This is a genomic window from Rhizobium sp. NPDC090279, from assembly GCF_044769665.1.
Taxonomy (GTDB): Bacteria; Pseudomonadota; Alphaproteobacteria; order Rhizobiales; family Rhizobiaceae; genus Rhizobium.
In genome coordinates this window covers 17,173-35,841 of the sequence record NZ_JBIVYI010000002.1, presented here as the reverse complement: position 1 = coordinate 35,841, position 18,669 = coordinate 17,173, and the positions used below count along the sequence as shown (strand labels likewise).

Sequence of the window (18,669 nt, the reverse complement as noted above, 5' to 3'; positions counted from 1 at the left end):
GGGGTTTGTTTTTCAAGTGCTCACTCCGCCGCCACAGCCGGCGGCAGCTGGATGGTCTTCTGGTCGTCATCGACCTGATCCTCGCTCGACGGCTCCGCCGACTTGTGCTTTGGCTCCCGTCCGAAGAACAAGGCATAGCCGGCAGGCAGCACGAAGATGGTCAGGATCGTCGCCACCAGGATGCCGCCCATCATGGCATAGGCGAGCGGACCCCAGAAGACGCCGCGCGAGATCGGGATCAGCGCCAGCACCGCCGTCAGCGCCGTCAGCATGATCGGCCGGAAACGACGAACGGCGGAGCCGATGATCGCTTCCTTCCGGTCCATGCCCGCCGCGATATCCTGATCGATCTGATCGACGAGGATGATCGAGTTGCGGATGATGATGCCGAGCAGCGCGATGACGCCGAGGATCGCGACGAAGCCGAAGGGCGCGCCGCTGATGAGCAAGGCCGCGGCGGCGCCGATGATGCCGAGCGGGCCGGTCGCCAGCACCAGCATCGCCTTGCCGAAGTGCTGCAGCTGCGCCATCAGGAGCACGACGATGATGACGAGCATGATCGGCGCCTTGGCGGCGATCGAGGCCTGGCTTTCGGCGCTGTCTTCGGCACCGCCCTGGATCTCGATCTTGTAGCCGGCAGGCAGACTGTTCCGGAGATCCGCCATGTCACTATAGAGCTTGGCGGTCACGTCGTTCGACTGCACATTATCAGGCAAGGTCGCCCTGACCGTGATGGTCGGCAGGCGGTCGCGCCGCCATTCGATGCTCTGCTCCATGACAGGCACGATCTTGGCGACCTGCGACAGCGGGACGAAGCCGCCGCTATCCGTCGGAATGTAGACCGAGTTGACCGAGGTCAGCAGATGGCGGCTTGCATCCGGCTCGCGGGCAACGATCCCGACGGTTTCCTCACCCTCGCGATAATTGTCGAGGGTGACGCCGGACATCGAGGCCTGCAGCATCTGGCGGATACGCTGCGAGGTGACGCCGAGCGCACGGGCGCGATCCTGATCGATCACCAGCTTCATCGCCGGCACCGGCTCGAGCCAGTCGTCATGGATGGCGCCGAGCACCGGATTCTGGGCGAAACGCTGCTTCACCTGATCGGCGATATGGCGAACCTCCTGCCGGTCCGGACCCATGACGCGCATCTGCACGGCCCAGCCTGTGGGCGGGCCGAGGAACAGGCGGTCGACCTTGCCGCGGACGGACGGGAAATCGGCCGCCAATATGCCGCGCATCTTGGCAATCAGACGTTCGCGGGCCGGCTCGTCCTTGGCCATGACCAGCATCTGGGCATAGTTCGGGTTGGTGAGCTGCTGATCGAGGGGCAGAAAGAAGCGCGGCGCACCCTGGCCGATATAGGTGGCGATGAAGCGCTTGTCCGGATCATCGGCCATGCGGGCTTCCAGGGCCTGGGCCTGGCGCTCGACTTCCTTGATGCTCGTACCCTCTGGCAGCCACAGGTCCACGAGGATTTCCGGACGCGATGACTGCGGGAAGAAGTTCTGCGGAATGAACTGGAACGACCAGAGACTGCCGACGAAGGCGGCAAGCGTCAGAACCAGCACGATGACGCGGTGGCGCACCGCCCAGGCGACCGAGGAGTGCAGGCGGCGATAGAAGCGCGTGTCGAACACATCATGATGCTCGCCGGCATGATGCCGCTGCCTGAGAATCATATAGCCAAGCCAGGGCGTGAAATAGACGGCCACGAACCAGGAGACCACGAGCGCGATGCCGACGACATAGAAGAGCGAGCGGACATATTCGCCGGCCGTCGATGCCGCAAATCCTACGGGAATGAAGCCGGCGGTCGTAATCAGCGTGCCCGTCAGCATCGGGAAGGCAGTCGAGGAATAGGCGAAGCTGGCGGCATCGAGCTTCACCAGCCCCTCCTCCAGCTTCCGCTCCATGAGCTCGACGACGATCATGGCGTCGTCAACCAGCAGGCCAAGTGCGATGATAAGCGCGCCGAGCGAGATGCGCTGCAGGTCGATGCCAAGCTCGTACATGATGGCAAAGGTGGCAGCCAGCACCAGCGGAATGGCGATGGCGATCACCAGGCCGGAGCGCCAGCCGATCGACAGGAACGATACGATCAGCACGATGACGAGGGCTTCGCCGAGCGCATGCATGAATTCGCTGATCGCATCGGTCACGACGTCGGGCTGATTGGAGATCTGATCGACCTGAACGCCGATCGGCAGCGAAGCCTCGAAGCGCTTGTAGGTATCCTCCACGGACTTGCCGACATCGGTCACCTTGTAACCGTTGGCCATGACGACGCCGAGCTGCACGCTCGGGTGGCCATTGTACAAGAACTTGGCGGTGTAGGGATCTTGCAGCCCGGCGGTGACGGTGGCGATATCGCCAAGGCGGGTCACCTGACCGCCGGCCGTCAGCCGCAGGTTCTTGATGTCCTCGATTTTATTGACGTCACCCTCGACGGAGATGCGCACCGAGCGCGTGCTGGTATCGACGGTGCCAGCCGGATCGACATTGTTCTGCCCGACGACGGCGTTCTTCAGGTCGGTGAGCGTCAGTCCGCGCTCGGCCAGCACCTTCGAGGAAACGTCGATATAGATCTGCTCAGGCTGGTCGCCAATGATGGTGGCCTTTTCGACGCCAGGCGTCGAAAGCAGCATGTCGCGCGCCTGGATGGCGAATTTCTTCAGTTCCGGATAGGTGTAACCGTCGCCGCTGATCGAATGCAGGGTGATGAAGGTATCGCCGAATTCGTCGTTGAAATAAGGGCCGAGCAGGCCGGAAGGCAGCTCGTTGCCGATATCGCCGACCTTCTTGCGGATCTGGTAGAACGCGTCCTTTACCTCGGCGGTGTTGGTGTCGCCCTTGATCTGCACCGTCGTGATGGCAAAACCGGCGCGGGTATAGGATTTGACCCAGTCGAGATGCGGCGTTTCCTGCAGCTTGCGCTCGATCTTGTTGACCACCTGGTCTTCCATGTCCTGCAGGGAGGCGCCGGGCCAGACGGTCTGCACGACCATGACGCGGAAGGTGAAGTCAGGGTCTTCCTTCTGGCCCATATGGGTCAGGCCGAGCGCGCCGGCGATGATGATGAGGCCGAACAGGAAGCGCGCGATACTGGGATGGGCGATCGCCCAGCGCGACAGGTTGAAACGCTGCTTCCCGCCGGAAGTGTTGTTGATGGACATGGTTTCGCCCTCTCGATCCCGTTAGCGCACGATATCCGCCGCCGGAGCGGCATGAGTATCGGCGGCCGTCTGTTGAGTGGCGTCAGCCGAAAGCTTGACTTTCATGTTCTCGGTCATGAATTGCGTACCGGCCGCAACCACGACGTCGCCGGTTTTCAGGCCATCGGCAACGCGCACGCCATCATCGGCGAAATCGGCGACCTTGATTGCCCGGGAATGCACGGTGCCGGCATTGCGATCGACGAGCCAGACGATCTGCTGCCCGTCCTTCTGCGCAAGGGCGCTCAGCGGAATGGAAACATAAGGCTGCGTGTTGTCGGCGAGCGCCTCGATCGTCGCGGTCATGCCGAGCAGCACGCGCGGATCGTTCGGCAGGCTGACGCGCACGGCAAAGGTGCGCGACTGGTCGGCACTGCCGGAGACTTCCCGCACCTTGCCATCCAGCACCAGAGCCGCATCGGACCAGAAGCGCGCCTTGACATCCTTGCCGACCTTGAACTGCGCGATATCCATTTCCGGCACAGCGATCAGCACTTCCTTCTCGCCGTCGACGGCGACGGTGATGACAGGTGTACCGGAACTGACCACCTGGCCGACATCCGCATTGATTGTTGTCACGATCCCGTTCATGTCCGAGGTCAGATCGCTGTAGGCGACCTGGTTCTTCGCCTCGGCGAGCGCCGACACAGCGGAATCCCGCGTAGAGGACGCCTGATCATAGGAAAGCTCAGCCTGTTCGAGCTGCGATTTGGACCCGACATTCTTATCGAAGAGCTTCTGGGCACGATCACGGGCAAGCTCGGTCGTCTGCACCTGCTTTTCGGCCGAATCCAGATCCGCCTGCGAGCGGCGCACCGCCAGAACGTAGTCGGTGGAGTCGATGCGGGCGAGCACATCGCCGGGCTTGACCTTCTGGCCGACATCCACCCTGCGCTCGACGATCTTGCCGCTGACGCGGAAGCCGAGGTTCATGTCGGTCCTGGCCTTGACCGAGCCGGAATAATCGAGCTTGCGCGTCGTGTCGGCCTGAGCAATCTCGACGATCTTGACCGGTCGGATCACCTCCGCCGCCTCTTCCTTTTTCTCATTGCAGCCCGAAAGCCCAAGCCCCAGGGCGGCAAAGAGAGCCGCGCCGGCAATGGCCCGAAAAGTATTGGTCGTCAGCGAAACCATGTCGCTCCCCTAAAGTCGAACAAAAGAGTGAGAGCACGCCGGCCATCCGGTGCGCAGATTGCTATTTTTTCAAGGCCCTGATGACGAACGCGATGAGATCCTCGGGATCGGCCTGGTAGGTCTTGGCAAGGCACTGCGCCACCATCTGCGGATGGCAGAGATCGACGGTCGCCGCAGCGAAACACTTGGCCGCAACATGCGGGTCCTGCTCGACGAACTCGCCGGCAGCGATCCCTTCGGCGATGATCTCGGCGACCAGATCCTGAATACGCTCGATATGTTTTTCGATGACGTGCCAGTCCCGCTCGATGGCGATGACCACCATCTCATGGACCTTCCGCTCATCGAGCATAGTTTCCAGCGTCATCTTGTATTGGGCGAGCAGGTAGGTGCGCAGCCGCTCGGATGCGCTGATCGGCTGATTGCGGATATTGAGGGCCATCTCGTAGCTCTGCGTCAGCATGCGCCCGCACAGAGCCTGATGAATTTCAATTTTGGAGCCGAAGAAGCGATAGATGTTCGCCGTCGACATGCCGAGATCGCGCGCGATGTCGGCCACGTTGGTCTTGCTGTATCCATAGTGGCGAAACAGCCTTTCGGCGGCATCGAGAATGCGAGCGATGTTTTCCTGGCGGGCAGGATCGGCGCTGACATCGGAAAGATCGAGCATAGGCAGGCCTGATGGTTTACGAGTGACGATTTTCAATTTTCGTCACTCGTAAACCATCAGAGCGCCGATGTCAATGAAGCCACCTACAACTTAGGCGGCTTTTAGATGCTAGTGAATAAACCGATGATGCGCCGAACAACTTGAAACAAGAGTTAAACGATCAACAACGCTCCTTGCGGAACGGGCTGAAAGTGTCCGGCATTTTGTCGCAGGCCCGATCGGCGCGCGGTCAGGCGCCCAAAAGCGTCGGATGGAAACGGCGAACGCTGAAATAACCGACCAACAGGCACGCCACCAAAAGCGCCACCTGCGCCGCCAGTATCGGCGGTTCGTTGCCGTTCGGCGCCAGCGCATTCAGCGCCGGTATCTTCTGGAACGATTGGATGATCAGCACCAGACAGTTGAAGAAAAGCAGCACCAGGGCGCCGACGACGAAAACGGATCGCCAGATGCCGGCGAGATGAAACCTGTATCGCGCCAGTGCCGTCGGAATGAAGATGAGAAGACAGAGAATGCCGACGATGATCGCCGGCGTCACACCGTGAAACGGGAACAGAAAACCGGTCAAGCTGGTGAGAACGGTCGTCAGCATATAGACGAACGTCGATCGATCGTGACGGTCGGCCGTGAGAAACCCGTAGGCCACGACGATGCCACTGATGACGGCAATCAAGCTTATGACGACATGAATCAAAAGAATCCCAGACATTCGCCCCTCCCCTTGGACATTGCATTTTAGCGAAAACGACAGCCCAATGCCCGAATGCGGAATATATACGAAACGCGCCGCGCCAACCAGCGCGGCGCAAAGGTCGAATTGGCCGGCTCAGGCGGCGTGAATTTCCAGCGAAATCGGAACGGAGGCAAGCGCCTTGGAAACAGGGCAGCCGGCCTTCGCCTTGTTGGCAAGTTCGGTGAACGTCGCCTCGTCGGCACCGGGCACGTTGCCCGTCAGCGTCAGATGGATCGCAGTGATGGCGAAGCCGCCTTCGACGCTTTCAAGCGTAACCTTGGCCGTCGTCTCCATGCTTTCGGCGGTAAAGCCGGCCTCATTGAGGATCAGCGACAGTGCCATCGTGAAACAACCCGCATGCGCCGCGCCGATCAGCTCTTCCGGATTGGTGCCGGGGACGCCCTCGAAACGGCTGGCGAAACCGTAAGGGTAGTTGTTGAGCGCGCCGCTCTGCGTCGAGATCTGGCCCTTGCCGTCCTTCAAGCCGCCGGACCATTGAGCCGAACCTGTGCGATTGATCTGCATGTCGTCCTCCTTGTGGTTGAATGAGCTTCGGGAGCGGAACCGCTTTCCCCGTGATGATCGACGGCATGCGGCATGGCCGCCTGCTCCGTCACCATAGTCCTTCTATCCGTCGAAGACGACGCCGCGGTAACAGCAGCGACGTCGAGTCCGAAAAGCTCGGGCTGGCGGATTGTTCCCTAAGGGTTGGAGAACGGGCAGATCAAATCATCATACAATAACATTGCCAATGTATGATGATTGGCGTATCTTCGTCTCAATGCGATACGCGACGGCGCGACAGCGCGCAGCTCCTTCGCAGCATGAGGTTTCCGCAGAAACTGCTAGATGGTGTGGAGGACAAGCGTGGATTCGCTTCAAAGGCAGGAGCATGGCGCGTCGGCCCGGCCCGAGCGTCGCCCACGCGTGCGCAGGAATGTGACGGCGGCGATCGCCGGAGACATCTGCACCGAACGCTACCCCTCCGGCTCGACCCTGCCGCGCGAAAACGACCTCTGCGAGATGTACGGCGTCAGCCGCACGGTCATCCGCGAGTCGCTCAAGGTGCTCGAATCCAAGGGCCTCGTGCGCGGCAAGCCGCGCATCGGCACGTCAGTCTGCGACAAGGACGACTGGAACATCCTCGATCAGGATGTGCTGGAATGGATGGGTCCCCATATCGCCGATTTCGACATTCTCGGCTCCATTCTGGAGGCACGCCGCACCATCGAGCCCGCTGCTGCCGAATATGCTGCGGAACGCGCCACGGCCCGGGAGATTGCCGATCTGGAGAACGCCTGGCAGCGCATGCGCGACAGCGGCGACGATCCGGATGGCTTTACCGAGGCCGATGTGACCTTTCACAAGGTGCTGCTCAGTGCCAGCCACAATCAGGTGTTTCGCCGCCTGTCCAGTGCCATGCATGCCGGCCTGAAATATGCGCTTCACGCCTCCAACGTCGCCGCCCATAGCCGCGACGAGGCAATCGCCGTTCACGGCGAGCTGGTGGAAGCGCTGCGCCTGCGCGACCGCGCCGCCGCGCGCGATTGCGCCCACCGCATGCTCGATCTTGCCGCCCGCGACCTCGCCGTCGAACGACGCGCACGCGATGGCGCAAGACCATTGTCCGATACCTCAAAATCCGCGGCGCCGCGCCGCTGATGCAATCCGAAGCCCAACTGGCCAAAGTCGAACTGGAAGCGTTCCCATGAAAATCACCAAACTGACGACCTACATCGTTCCGCCGCGCTGGATGTTCCTGAAGATCGAGACCGACGAAGGCATTACCGGCTGGGGTGAGCCTGTGGTGGAAGGCCGTGCGCTGACCGTGCAGGCAGCCGTGCATGAGCTGGAAGACTATCTGATCGGCAAGGACCCCTTCCTGATCGAAGATCACTGGAACGTCATGTATCGCGCCGGCTTCTATCGTGGCGGCGCCATCCACATGTCGGCCCTGGCCGGCATCGACCAGGCGCTGTGGGACATCAAGGGCAAGGCACTCGGCCAGCCGATCCACTCGCTGCTCGGCGGCCAGGTGCGCGAAAAGATCAAGGTCTATTCCTGGATCGGCGGCGACCGCCCCTCCGACGTCGCCAACAACGCCAAGGAGGTCGTTGCCCGCGGCTTCAAGGCGATCAAGCTCAACGGCTGCGAGGAGATGCAGATCGTCGACACCTACGACAAGGTGGAGAAGGCGGTCGAGACCATCGCCACCATTCGCGAGGCGATCGGCCCCTATATCGGCATCGGCGTCGATTTCCATGGCCGCGTCCACCGGCCGATGGCCAAGGTGCTCGCCAAGGAGCTGGAGCCCTACAAGCTGCTGTTCATCGAGGAGCCGGTGCTGTCGGAGAACCGCGAAGCACTGAAGGAAATCGCCAACCATTGCTCGACGCCGATTGCCTTGGGTGAACGGCTCTATTCGCGCTGGGACTTCAAGTCGGTGCTGTCGGACGGTTATGTCGACATTCTCCAGCCGGATCTTTCCCACGCCGGCGGCATCACCGAATGCCGCAAGATCGCGGCGATGGCCGAAGCCTATGATGTGGCGCTGGCGCCGCATTGCCCGCTCGGCCCGATCGCGCTTGCCGCCTGCCTGCAGGTCGATGCCGTCAGCTACAATGCCTTTATCCAGGAGCAGAGCCTCGGCATTCACTACAACAAGGGCAACGACATCCTCGACTATATCTCCAACAAGGAGGTGTTCCAGTATGCCGATGGCTTCGTCTCGATCCCGCAGGGACCGGGCCTCGGCATCGAGGTGGACGAGGCCTACGTCATCGAGCGCGCCAAGGAAGGCCATCGCTGGCGCAACCCGGTCTGGCGTCACGAGGATGGCAGCGTCGCTGAGTGGTAAGGCCGCGGCCGTCTCCTGACGGACGAGAAGCCGCATATCTCCAATGATTAAGGGCCCGATGGCAGCAGATCTGCGCTATCGGGCCCTTTCTTTTAGCCAGTGCTCTCTTAATCCGGCACCTTTCCCCTTGCCGCGGCTGCGGCGAAGATGGCTGCGAAACCGGCTCGTCCATCGAGTGGGGCTTACCACCCTCGATACCGCGATGAAGATCATCGCCGCTCGTCACCACGAGCCCGCCGCTTCGATCGCAAGCCTGGTTTCCCATTCCCCAAAAAAGTTGCGCCTGCAGTATCGGCGCAGATACTGCAGGCGCGTCATGCGTCTCAACAAGCCCCCAGGGAGACGCATTCCCGGAGCATGATCACCAAAGGCGTGGAGTGCCCTTCAGCTCAGACCATGCTCAAGCGTAATTCGAAACTATTCCCGTTCACCCGTGAAGTTCAGCAGCAGCTGGAAGATGTTCACGAAGTTCAGGTAGAGCGACAGGGCACCGAAGACGGCCAGCTTCTGCTGCGATTCCTGGTCGTGGTTCTCGGCATACTGTTCCTTGATGTTCTGCGTATCCCAGGCGGTCAGGCCGACGAAGACGACGATGCCGATCACCGAGATTGCGAACTGCAGAGCACTCGAACCCAGGAAGATATTGACGATGCTGGCGATGATCACACCGAACAGGCCCATCATCAGGAACGAGCCGATATTGGAGAGATTCCGCTTCGTCGTGTAGCCGTAGAGGCTGGTCGCGCCGAACATGGTCGCGGCGATGAAGAAGGTGCGGGCGATGCTCGTGCCGGTGAAGACCAGGAAGACCGAGGCCAGCGACAGTCCCATGACCGCACAGAAGGCCCAGAACATCATCTGCGCCGTACTGGCCGACATCGTCTGAATGCGGAACGAGAAGAAGAACACGAAGGCAAGCGGCGCCAGCATGACCACCCACTTCAGCGGGCTCTGGAAGATCGGCACGTAGAGCGCAGGTGTCGTGCCGACGATCAGCGCGACGATACCCGTCACGACAAGGCCGATACCCATGTAATTGTAGACGCGCAGCATGTGCCGGCGCAGACCTTCGTCGAAGAGCGCCTGAGAGCCTGTGCCGGCTCCGTAGCCGTAACCCGGATTGGTTTGGTTCATGGTCGTTCTCCTCTAATTCGAACTAGTACAGGCTGCGGGCAAGCTTTTCGGCATCGCCGTCGAGCTGACCCACCTTGCCTTTGCCGATCAGCGCATAGGCGACTTCACCGATCTGCCAATAGGCAGCCTGGACGTCGTCACGCTTGATGTGACTGACGTCCTGGACGGCGAAAGTGCCCGGGCGGACGGCAAACAGTGATAAATGTCCGTCTTCACCGGCATCGACCATCATTTCGACGCTCGGACCGAATTCGGACGGATAGATTTGTGCATCGGTGACGCGCCAGTCGCCCGGCAGTTCCGGCAACACGATCGCCGTCGACGCGCGGATTTCATCCGGATTGTAATTTACGGCCGCCGACTGCGGCTTGATCTCTTCGCGCACCGCCGTGGTCTTATAGGCGCGCACCGCATCGTCGACGAAGGCCGGCGGTCGTGTCGACGCGCTGACCTCGCTCGCCGTAAAGGCGCCGAAGGACGTATGCGCGACCCATCCGGTCGTCACCAGCACGGCAATGGCGGCAACGCGCTGGAAAGAGCCCAGCATGCGGCCGTAGACCAGTCCGCGCTCCAGCCGTCGCGCGGCCTCCCGCGTTTCGGCCCGGACAACATGACCTTCTCCGGCCAGCGCCATGCGCAGCTCGCCGCGGATGCTCATATCCGCCATCACCTTGGCGGCGATCTCGGGATGCTCCGAGAGATAGGATTCCACCTCGACACGCCGCCCGAGCGTCAGCTCGCCATCGACATAAGCGTCGAGATCGGTATCGATGATCGGATCAACGATTTTCATTGCCGCCTCCCTCGATGAGCCGCAGATGGGAAACCTTGGAGGTCGCCTCTTCGAAATTTCTAAGGCTCGCCCTTGCCCGCGCAATGCGGGACATCAGCGTGCCGACAGGAATGCCAAGGGCGGATGCCGCCTCCTGGTAAGAGAGGTCTTCGATCGCCACCAGATGCAGCGCTTCGCGCTGCTCCTCGGGCAGATTGAAGAATGCCTCGCGGACCTGGCTCAAACGCACCGTATGGTCCTGCGATGCCGGCAATGCCGTTTCCAGCTCGGCCGCCGCCTCTTCATGGCGACGGTTCAGCGACTTCTTCTGCCGCAGGCGGTCGATATGCACATTGTGCAGGATCGACAGCAGCCAGGTGCGCAGATTGCCGCCGTGGCGGAAGGATGACTTGCGTTCGTATGCCTTGACCAGTGCGTCATGCACCAGATCTTCGGCCTCGTCCGAATTGCGCACAAGCGAACGGGCGTATCGTCTCAGCGAACCGAGCTGCCCCAAAACATCGAATGTGCGTCCTTTGCGTTCCATACACCTATATACGGAAGCCCTCGGGATTCTATTCCATCGCCCGATGAATATTTTTGCTAATTTTTTACATCAGCACGAAATCCTGCGGCTGCGGCAACGGCGGCAAGGCGGTTTCACCAAGCGCCTCACGCAGATTGATCTCGATCGTATCGGCAAGCGCTTCGATGGCGAGCGCGTTGGGGCGATGGCCGAAAGGGTCCTCCAGCTCGTCGCCCAGAGCGTCGAGACCGAAGAAGGTGTAGGCGATGAGCGCCGTCACGAAGGGCGCCCACCAGCGCAGCGTATCGACGAAGCCGAACGGCAACAAGAAACAGAAGAGGTAGGCCGTACGATGCAAAAGCAGCGTATAGCCGAAGGGCAGCGGCGTATTGCGGATGCGCTCGCAGGCCGCCTGGACCGCTCCCATCTGGCCGACGCTGATATCCAGCATCTGAAATTGGATATCCGAAATCGCGCCTGATGCCTTCAATCGCGCGAGATCGGCCGACATCAAACGCAGAATGAGATCCGGCCCGTTCTGGGCGGCACGATAGAATTCGGCCTCGCTCGGCGTCAAAAGGCGCAACACCTTGTTCTCGTCGCTGCCTGCACGCAGAAGGCAGACCAGCGCCTGCGCGAAGGCCATGGTCAGGCGCAGCAGGTTCTTCCTTGCCTCGACGCCGGTATCGCCCGCCGCTTCGAGCACCAACGTCTGGCGGGCAAAGCCGCGCGCCACATAGACGAGCTGGCCCCAGTCGCGGCGGCCCTCCCACCAGCGGTCGTAGCTGGCATTGTTGCGAAAGCCGAGGAAGATCGAAAGGGCGATGCCAAGCAGGGCAAGCGGCGAGCCATTGAAGGCAACGATAAGGTTCGGCCGCTCGTCATGTCCCCAGACGATCAGGGCCGACAGCAGGAAGATGGCAATGATCTGCGGCAGGATGCGCCGGACGATCGACCCGCGGACGATGAAGAATAGCTGGAAGAGATTCGGCCGGTCGCGGACGATCATGGCAAAGCGCGCTCTCGATGAATGTCTGGTGAGGCAGCAATACACCAGACCTGCCGGGAGTAACGAGCATTTCTTGCAATGCGGCCCTGACCGACGGGCAACGCTCGCCGGTCAAGCAGGCCATCAGTTCGCGCTGGCGCTTGCCGTCACCAGAACGGGCTGGGCGCGATAATCTCCAGGGAAGAGATGCTGAAGATTCTTGATCTTCGGCAGGTCGTTGATGACGATGTAGGGGTAGCTCGGATGCGTCGTCAGGAAATCCTGATGATAGTCCTCGGCAGCATAGAATTGCTTCGATGGCTCGATCTTGGTGACGATTGATGCGTCAAAAGCCTTGGCTTTATTGAGCTGGTCGATATAGGCGCGGGCAATATCGGCCTGTGACTGGCTGGTCGGGAAGATGGCGGAGCGATATTGCGTGCCGCTGTCCGGCCCCTGGTAATTCAGCTCCGTCGGATCATGGGCAACCGAGAAATAGATCTGCAGCAGATGCCCATAGCTGATCTTGTGTGGATCGAAGACGATGCGCACGGATTCGGCGTGGCCGGTATCGCCGTCGCTGACCATCTCATAATGAGCCGCAGCCTTGTTGCCGCCGGCATAGCCCGACGTTGCGCTTATGACGCCGTTGACGTGCTGGAAGACGCCCTGCACGCCCCAGAAGCAGCCGCCGGCAAGCACCGCCGTCTCGGTCCCGGCGGCAACAGCCGTTTCGTCCGCGCTCGGCGCGGGAATGACGCGGGCATCCTCGGCCGAGGCGCGGCCGACAAATTGCAGCGCGATGGCGCCGACCAGCACGGCGGCCGCGGTGAGCCCTGCAAGACGCGCGACCCGCGCCGAGCCAATGCGGATCATATCTGTCGATAAAGTCTTCATGACACTCTCCTCTCGAACGCCATTCTAAACGCTTCGGTCACAAGGAGATACGGGAAGACGAGGTTCAATGTTACACACGGCCGCGTGCAACACCGAAACGTGAACAAGACGGCGCCCTTATTCAGTAATGGGGCGGCTTGGTGATGGCCGGCGCGTCGAGCGACTGTTCCTCCAGCGTCAGAAACCGCTCGGTCAGCCGGTCCAGCTTCTGCCTGGTCTGCTCGACCACTTTCCATTGCTCGGCAATCTGGTCGGAAAGCTCCTCGATCGTCTTCGCCTGATGGGCGACCGTCTCTTCGAGTTTGGTGATGCGGCTCTGTTCGTCTGACATATCTGATCCCTTTCGCAACGATCTATAGCAGGGCGGCAACCGCGTATAGTGCTTCCATTCGGCGCGACCCGAACGGCAGTGCCGTTTGACGGCGATGTGACAAAACTGAAAAACAGATGAAAAGACCCGTTACCTAACTGACATGGGGGCCTTCTAAAGAGAGCGCAGATACGCGCCGGTTTGAAGGCAATCCCTTCCGCAGGCGCACCCTTTCTGACGACTGCGGAGAAGCGCCTTGAAGATCATCCAGATCACCGACACCCATTTGAGCCCCAGCAAGCCGCATTTCAACGGCAACTGGGAGCCGCTGGCGAAATGGATCGAGGCAAGCGGCGCCGATCTCGTCGTCCACACCGGCGATCTGAGCGTCGACGGCGCCGACAAGGATGAAGATCTCACCTTCTCCATGGAGATGATGCGCCAAATCTCGGTACCGATGCTGATCGTGCCCGGCAACCACGATGTCGGCCACCTGCCCGGTTCCTATCAGCCCGTCAATCCCGAGCGGCTGGAGCGCTGGCGCCGCCTCGTCGGTCCCGATTATTGGGCGAAGGACGTCGACAACTGGCGTCTGATCGGCCTCAACAGCCTGCTGATGGGCTTCGAGGATGCCGAAGAGCAGAAGCAGTTCGGCTGGCTGCAGGACATGCTGGAAAGCCGCGGCGACCGCCGTATCGCCCTCTTCGCGCACAAGCCGCTCTTCGTCGATGCGCCGGATGAAGGCGACACCGGCTACTGGAGCGTGCGCCCGGCCCAGCGCCGCCGCCTCTATGATCTGATCGCGGCCCATGACGTAGCGCTGTTCGGCAGCGGCCATCTCCATTGGACCTGGGAAGGCCGTTTCAACGACACCGCTGTCGTATGGGCGCCGCCCGGCGCCTTCATCCTCGACAAGATGGAACGCGAGATGCCGGGCGAGCGGCTGCTCGGCGCCGCGATCCACGAGCTTGGCGAGACGGTGTCGACCGAACTCGTCGCCGTGCCCGGCATGACCGCCTACTTCCTCGATGACGTCGTCATGGAAGTCTATCCGCAGGCAGCATCCAAGGCACAGAAGGAGCCGACCGAATGAGTGCACTCTCGCTTCGCGGCATCGCCAAATCCTTTGGCGGCAACGCCATCCTCAAAGGCGTCGATCTCGACGTACAGCCCGGTGAGTTCATCGCCCTCGTCGGTCCGTCCGGCTGCGGCAAGAGCACGCTGCTGCGCATCCTCGCCGGTCTCGATCATGCCGACAGCGGCGAGATCATCCTCGGCGGCAGCGACGTCTCAGGCGTCGCGGCGGCGGATCGCAACATCGCCATGGTGTTCCAGTCCTACGCGCTCTATCCGCATCTGACGGCCTCGGAAAACATTGCCGTGCCGCTCGCCATGCGCCGGCTGTCGCGCGTCCAGCGCCTGCCCTTCATCGGCTCGCTGATCCCCGGCCAGCGCGCCGCCCGCACCGGCATCATCCGCGATGTCCGCGAAATGGCTGTTTCCCTGAAGATCGACCACCTGCTCGACCGCAAACCCGGCCAGATGTCCGGCGGCCAGCGCCAGCGCGTGGCGCTCGCCCGCGCCATGGTGCGCCGTCCCGCCGTCTTCCTCATGGACGAGCCTCTCTCCAACCTCGACGCCAATTTGCGCGTCCATGCCCGCGGCGAGATCGTCGATCTGCACCGCCGCGCCGGCGTGCCCACCGTCTATGTCACCCACGACCAGGCCGAGGCGCTGTCGATGGCCGACCGCGTCGCCGTCATGATCGGCGGCCAGCTGCTGCAGCTCGCCTCGCCGCAGACGATCTACGACGATCCCGCCCATATCGAAGTGGCCCGCTTCGTCGGCCAGCCGCGCATCAATCTTTTGCCGGCGCGGGCTGAAAACGGCATCGTCGCCTTCGGCGGCATCCGGCTTGCACTGGAAGACGGCAGCATTGCCGGCGGCAACGTCACGCTCGGCATCCGTCCGGAATTCGTGAGCCTCACGCAAAACCGGCAGGATGCACTTGCAGCCCATATCGAGCGCATGGAGTTCCTCGGCTCCGAAGTCATCCTCTATGCCAAGCTCGACGCCATCGGCGAGACGATGGTCGTCAAGCTCGCACCGGCAGACGTTGCCGGCCTTAGCGCCGGTATGCCGGTGGCGTTGGGCCTCTCAGCGGAACAGGCGATGGTCTTCGTCGAAGACGGCCGCCGCCTGCGCGCCGCACCGACGACCGTCGACGCCACGCGGGAGAAGGCGCATGGCTAGCATTGCCGCCACCTCCTTGCCGCTGCAGAGGGCCGCGGCCCGCGAACGGAGCGAAGCCCGCACGGCTCTGCTCTTCGCCCTGCCCGCCATCATCCTGATCGTGCTCTTCATCCTGGTGCCGATCGTTGCCGTCGTCTTTCTCGGCTTCACGGATTTCCAGCTGGGCGACAAGAGCCTGCGCTTCGTCGCCTTCGAAAACTACGCGCATCTGCTGCGCGACCGCGCCTTCCAGAAATCGCTCTGGAACACGACAGTCTATACGGCCATCGTCGCGCCCGTCTCGATCGTGCTCGGCCTCGGCGTCGCGCTTTTGATCGAAAGCGAAGGCATCGGCCGCAGCTTCTTCCGCACCGCCTACTTCCTGCCCGTCGCCTCGCTGATCGTCGCGATGGCAACCGTCTGGCAATATCTCTTCCATCCGACGATCGGCCCGATCAACGCAATGCTCGCTGAAATCGGCCTGCCTGGCCCGAACTGGCTCGGTTCGTCGGCGACGGCGCTCTATAGCCTGTCGATCATTGGCGTCTGGCAGTCGGTCGGCTTCAACATGGTGCTGTTCCTGGCCGGCCTCACCGCCATCCCGCGCGAGCTCTATGCCGCGGCCGAAGTGGATGGCGCAAAGTCGGCCTGGGATCGCTTCTGGCTCGTCACCTGGCCAATGCTCGGACCGACGACGCTCTTCGTGACCACCATCAGCATCATCAATGCGGTGAAGGTCTTCGATACCGTCAAGGCCTTGACCGATGGCGGCCCGAACCATGCCTCCGAGGTCCTGCTCTTCAGCATCTACCAGGAAGGCTTCGTCTATCTGCGGGTCGGCTATGCCTCGGCGATGACCACGGTCTTCCTCGCCATCCTCGTGGTGCTGACCTTCCTGCAATATCGCGTCCAAGACCGGCAGGTGCATTACACATGACCTCGACAGGCTTCACTCCCGGCCGCATCCTGCGCCTCTCTCTGCTGATCCTGGGCTCGCTGATCTTCCTGGCGCCCTACATCTTCATGATTTCGACCGCCGGCAAGGCGCAGGACGATATATTCACGTCCGCCTTGAAGCTGATCCCGACGCATTTCTATTACGTCGAGAACATCGCCAAGGCGCTGAGCAAGGTTGACATGGGCACGCTGCTGTTCAACGGCGTCATCGTCTGCGGCCTGATCTTCTTCTTCCAGGTGCTGATCGCCATTCCCTGCGCCTACGCCATGGCGAAGCTGAAATTCCCGGCGGCACGCACCATGATGGTGCTGATCATGCTGGGCCTGCTGATCCCGATCCACGCGACGGCGCTGCCGCTCTATGTCGGCTTCAACAGCCTGTCGCTCCTGAACAGCTACACGGCGCTCGTCGCGCCCTTCTCGATCTCGGTCTTCGCGATCTTCATGTTCCTGCAGTTCTTCCGCGCCATGCCCGACGACCTGATCCATGCCGCGCGTCTCGATGGCATGTCGGAACTCGGCATCGTCGCTCGCGTCATCGTGCCGAACGCATGGCCGGCCGTGACCGCTTTCGCGATCTTCTCGGTTGTCGCGCACTGGAACGACCTCTACTGGCCGCTGATCGTCATCAGCAAGCAGGATTATTTCACGCCACCGCTGGGCCTCATGTATTTCCGCGCCGCCGAAGCCGGCGACGACTACGGCGCGCTCATGGCGGCAACCCTCATCATCACCATTCCCCTCGTCGCGGCGTTCCTTCTCGCGCAGAAGCGTTTCGTCGAGGGCATCACCATGACCGGTCTCAAGGGCTGACCGGTTCCCTAGAGCGGATGATTTTAGATCGTATCGATCTAAAATCTGAATCCGCTCTAGAACCAAAGAAATAGAGCATGATGTCGTCCGAAAACCGCCTACACTTTTCGGCATCATGCTCGATAGGAGAACGAGCGATGAAGCATATCACCCAGATTCTCGCCGCCGCGGCCATTTCGATGGTCGTGTCGGTCCCGGCCTATGCCGAAACCACCCTGACGGTTCATTACCCCATGCCCGGCTTCTTCAAGAACGTGATGGACACGATCTCGAAGAAGTTCATGGAAGAAAATCCCGACATCAAGATCCAGTTCGCCGCTCCTTCGGCCACCTATGAGGAAGGCATCCAGACCATCCTGCGCCAGGCCGGCACCAGCGAGATGCCCGATGTCACCTTCATCGGCCTCAACCGCCTGCGCATGATGGACGAGCGCAATGTCGCCGTCGACCTCGGCCCCCTCGTCAAGAAAGAGGGTAACATGGCCGAGCAGGGCTTCTCGGACACGATCCTGAAGCTCGCCCAGGTCAAGGGCAAGCAGGTCGGCCTCGCCTTCGCAACGTCGAACCCGATCATGTACTACAATGCCGATCTGGTGAAGGCAGCCGGCGGCAATCCGGACAACCCGCCGAAGACCTGGGATGAAGTCATTGCGCTCGCCGGCAAGATCAAGGCGCTCGGCAATGGCGTCGACGGCATGGACTTCCGCTGGCAGGGTGACGACTGGATGTTCTCCGCCCTCCTCTTCGGCGCCGGCGGCAAGATGCTGAGCGACGACGAAAGCAAGGTTGCCTTCAACGGTCCGGAAGGCCAGAAGGCCGTCGAGATGATCCAGCGCTTCGTCAAGGAAGGCGGCATGCCGGTCTTCACCAAGGCTGCAGGCGAACAGGCCTTCGCAGCCGGCAAGGTCGGCTTCGAATTCCAGACGACTGGCGCGCTCGTCAACACCATCAAGAATGTCGGCACCAAGTTCGACCTGCGCACTGCCAAGCTGCCGCTGATCGACCCGGTCAACGGCCGCCTGCCGACGGGTGGCAACGCCGTCGTCATCCTGACGCATGATCCGGTCAAGGAAGAAGCTGCCTGGAAGTTCGCCAAGTTCGCCGCCGGCCCCTATGGCGCCTCGGTCGTCGTTCCCGGCACCGGCTATGTTCCGAACAACGAGCTTGCCGCCAAGTCGGCCGAATATCTCGGCGACTTCTACAAGAAGAACCCGCTCTTCCAGGCCGGCCTCAGCCAGATGTCGATCATGATCCCCTGGTACGCCTTCCCGGGCTCCAACGGCGTCAAGGTCACGCAGACCATCGTCGACAACCTCTCGCGCATCGTCGACGGCTCGGCCACGCCGAAGGAAGCCCTCGATGACGCCGCTTCCGACGTCGGCGGCCTGCTGCCGCGCAGCTGATCTTTAGACCCGATCTGAACAATCCACG

At 61.6% G+C, this 18,669-nt stretch carries 18 protein-coding genes; 7 read left to right on the top strand and 11 right to left on the bottom strand.

Annotated features, from left to right (window positions below; translation table 11 throughout):
• Window positions 1–20 precede the first annotated feature (20 nt).
• From ACIQWP_RS04260 to ACIQWP_RS04240, 5 genes are all read right to left on the bottom strand, one after another.
• Window positions 21–3,176 carry an efflux RND transporter permease subunit gene (locus ACIQWP_RS04260; protein WP_402782809.1) on the bottom strand — a complete coding sequence of 1,052 codons (3,156 nt, stop codon included), beginning with the start codon at window positions 3,174–3,176 and terminating at the stop codon, window positions 21–23.
• A gap of 21 nt (window positions 3,177–3,197) precedes the next feature.
• Window positions 3,198–4,349, bottom strand: coding sequence for an efflux RND transporter periplasmic adaptor subunit (locus tag ACIQWP_RS04255; RefSeq protein ID WP_402782807.1), 1,152 nt, complete (start codon window positions 4,347–4,349; stop codon window positions 3,198–3,200).
• A 61-nt stretch (window positions 4,350–4,410) separates the two neighbouring features.
• On the bottom strand, window positions 4,411–5,019 hold the full coding sequence (locus ACIQWP_RS04250; RefSeq protein ID WP_402784328.1) for a TetR family transcriptional regulator: 609 nt from the start codon (window positions 5,017–5,019) through the stop codon (window positions 4,411–4,413).
• A 229-nt stretch (window positions 5,020–5,248) separates the two neighbouring features.
• A complete protein-coding gene (locus ACIQWP_RS04245; RefSeq protein WP_402782805.1) occupies window positions 5,249–5,728 on the bottom strand; it encodes a hypothetical protein in 480 nt (159 codons plus the stop codon).
• 117 nt (window positions 5,729–5,845) lie between these two features.
• On the bottom strand, window positions 5,846–6,277 hold the full coding sequence (locus tag ACIQWP_RS04240) for an OsmC family protein (protein WP_402782803.1): 432 nt from the start codon (window positions 6,275–6,277) through the stop codon (window positions 5,846–5,848).
• Window positions 6,278–6,619: 342 nt separating this feature from the next.
• Here ACIQWP_RS04240 and ACIQWP_RS04235 point away from each other — a divergent pair, with 342 nt between their 5' ends.
• Entirely contained in the window at window positions 6,620–7,414 is a 795-nt protein-coding gene (locus ACIQWP_RS04235) for a FadR/GntR family transcriptional regulator (RefSeq protein WP_402782801.1), read from the top strand.
• A 46-nt stretch (window positions 7,415–7,460) separates the two neighbouring features.
• On the top strand, window positions 7,461–8,609 hold the full coding sequence (gene dgoD / locus ACIQWP_RS04230) for a galactonate dehydratase (protein WP_402782799.1): 1,149 nt from the start codon (window positions 7,461–7,463) through the stop codon (window positions 8,607–8,609).
• Window positions 8,610–9,026: 417 nt separating this feature from the next.
• Here dgoD and ACIQWP_RS04225 read toward each other — a convergent pair whose 3' ends face one another.
• The 6 genes from ACIQWP_RS04225 to ACIQWP_RS04200 form a co-directional block, all read right to left on the bottom strand.
• Window positions 9,027–9,743: a Bax inhibitor-1/YccA family protein gene (locus ACIQWP_RS04225; RefSeq protein ID WP_402782797.1), complete on the bottom strand. Its 717-nt coding sequence runs from the start codon at window positions 9,741–9,743 to the stop codon at window positions 9,027–9,029.
• Between the two features lie 22 nt (window positions 9,744–9,765).
• Entirely contained in the window at window positions 9,766–10,536 is a 771-nt protein-coding gene (locus ACIQWP_RS04220) for an anti-sigma factor family protein (RefSeq protein WP_402782795.1), read from the bottom strand.
• Window positions 10,523–11,062 (bottom strand): sigma-70 family RNA polymerase sigma factor, encoded by a 540-nt coding sequence (locus ACIQWP_RS04215; protein WP_402782793.1) that lies wholly within the window; start codon window positions 11,060–11,062, stop codon window positions 10,523–10,525. Before ACIQWP_RS04215 ends, ACIQWP_RS04220 begins: the two co-directional genes overlap by 14 nt.
• A 64-nt stretch (window positions 11,063–11,126) precedes the next feature.
• On the bottom strand, window positions 11,127–12,050 hold the full coding sequence (locus ACIQWP_RS04210; RefSeq protein WP_402782791.1) for a bestrophin family protein: 924 nt from the start codon (window positions 12,048–12,050) through the stop codon (window positions 11,127–11,129).
• 123 nt (window positions 12,051–12,173) lie between these two features.
• Entirely contained in the window at window positions 12,174–12,926 is a 753-nt protein-coding gene (msrA, locus tag ACIQWP_RS04205) for a peptide-methionine (S)-S-oxide reductase MsrA (protein WP_402782789.1), read from the bottom strand.
• 121 nt (window positions 12,927–13,047) lie between these two features.
• Window positions 13,048–13,257, bottom strand: a complete 210-nt coding sequence (locus tag ACIQWP_RS04200) for a SlyX family protein (RefSeq protein ID WP_120665174.1) — start codon at window positions 13,255–13,257, stop codon at window positions 13,048–13,050.
• Window positions 13,258–13,492: 235 nt separating this feature from the next.
• Between ACIQWP_RS04200 and ACIQWP_RS04195 the strand changes: the two genes are divergently transcribed.
• From ACIQWP_RS04195 to ACIQWP_RS04175, 5 genes are all read left to right on the top strand, one after another.
• Window positions 13,493–14,329 carry a metallophosphoesterase family protein gene (locus ACIQWP_RS04195; RefSeq protein ID WP_402782786.1) on the top strand — a complete coding sequence of 279 codons (837 nt, stop codon included), beginning with the start codon at window positions 13,493–13,495 and terminating at the stop codon, window positions 14,327–14,329.
• Window positions 14,326–15,489 (top strand): ABC transporter ATP-binding protein, encoded by a 1,164-nt coding sequence (locus tag ACIQWP_RS04190; RefSeq protein ID WP_402782784.1) that lies wholly within the window; start codon window positions 14,326–14,328, stop codon window positions 15,487–15,489. The genes ACIQWP_RS04195 and ACIQWP_RS04190 overlap by 4 nt, the downstream gene beginning before the upstream one ends.
• Window positions 15,482–16,405, top strand: a complete 924-nt coding sequence (locus tag ACIQWP_RS04185) for a carbohydrate ABC transporter permease (protein WP_047628862.1) — start codon at window positions 15,482–15,484, stop codon at window positions 16,403–16,405. Before ACIQWP_RS04190 ends, ACIQWP_RS04185 begins: the two co-directional genes overlap by 8 nt.
• Window positions 16,402–17,238, top strand: coding sequence for a carbohydrate ABC transporter permease (locus ACIQWP_RS04180; RefSeq protein ID WP_047628861.1), 837 nt, complete (start codon window positions 16,402–16,404; stop codon window positions 17,236–17,238). The genes ACIQWP_RS04185 and ACIQWP_RS04180 overlap by 4 nt, the downstream gene beginning before the upstream one ends.
• A gap of 137 nt (window positions 17,239–17,375) precedes the next feature.
• The gene (locus tag ACIQWP_RS04175) at window positions 17,376–18,641 is read left to right on the top strand and encodes an ABC transporter substrate-binding protein (RefSeq protein WP_402782780.1); all 1,266 of its coding nucleotides are present in this window, start codon (window positions 17,376–17,378) and stop codon (window positions 18,639–18,641) included.
• Window positions 18,642–18,669: the final 28 nt, after the last annotated feature.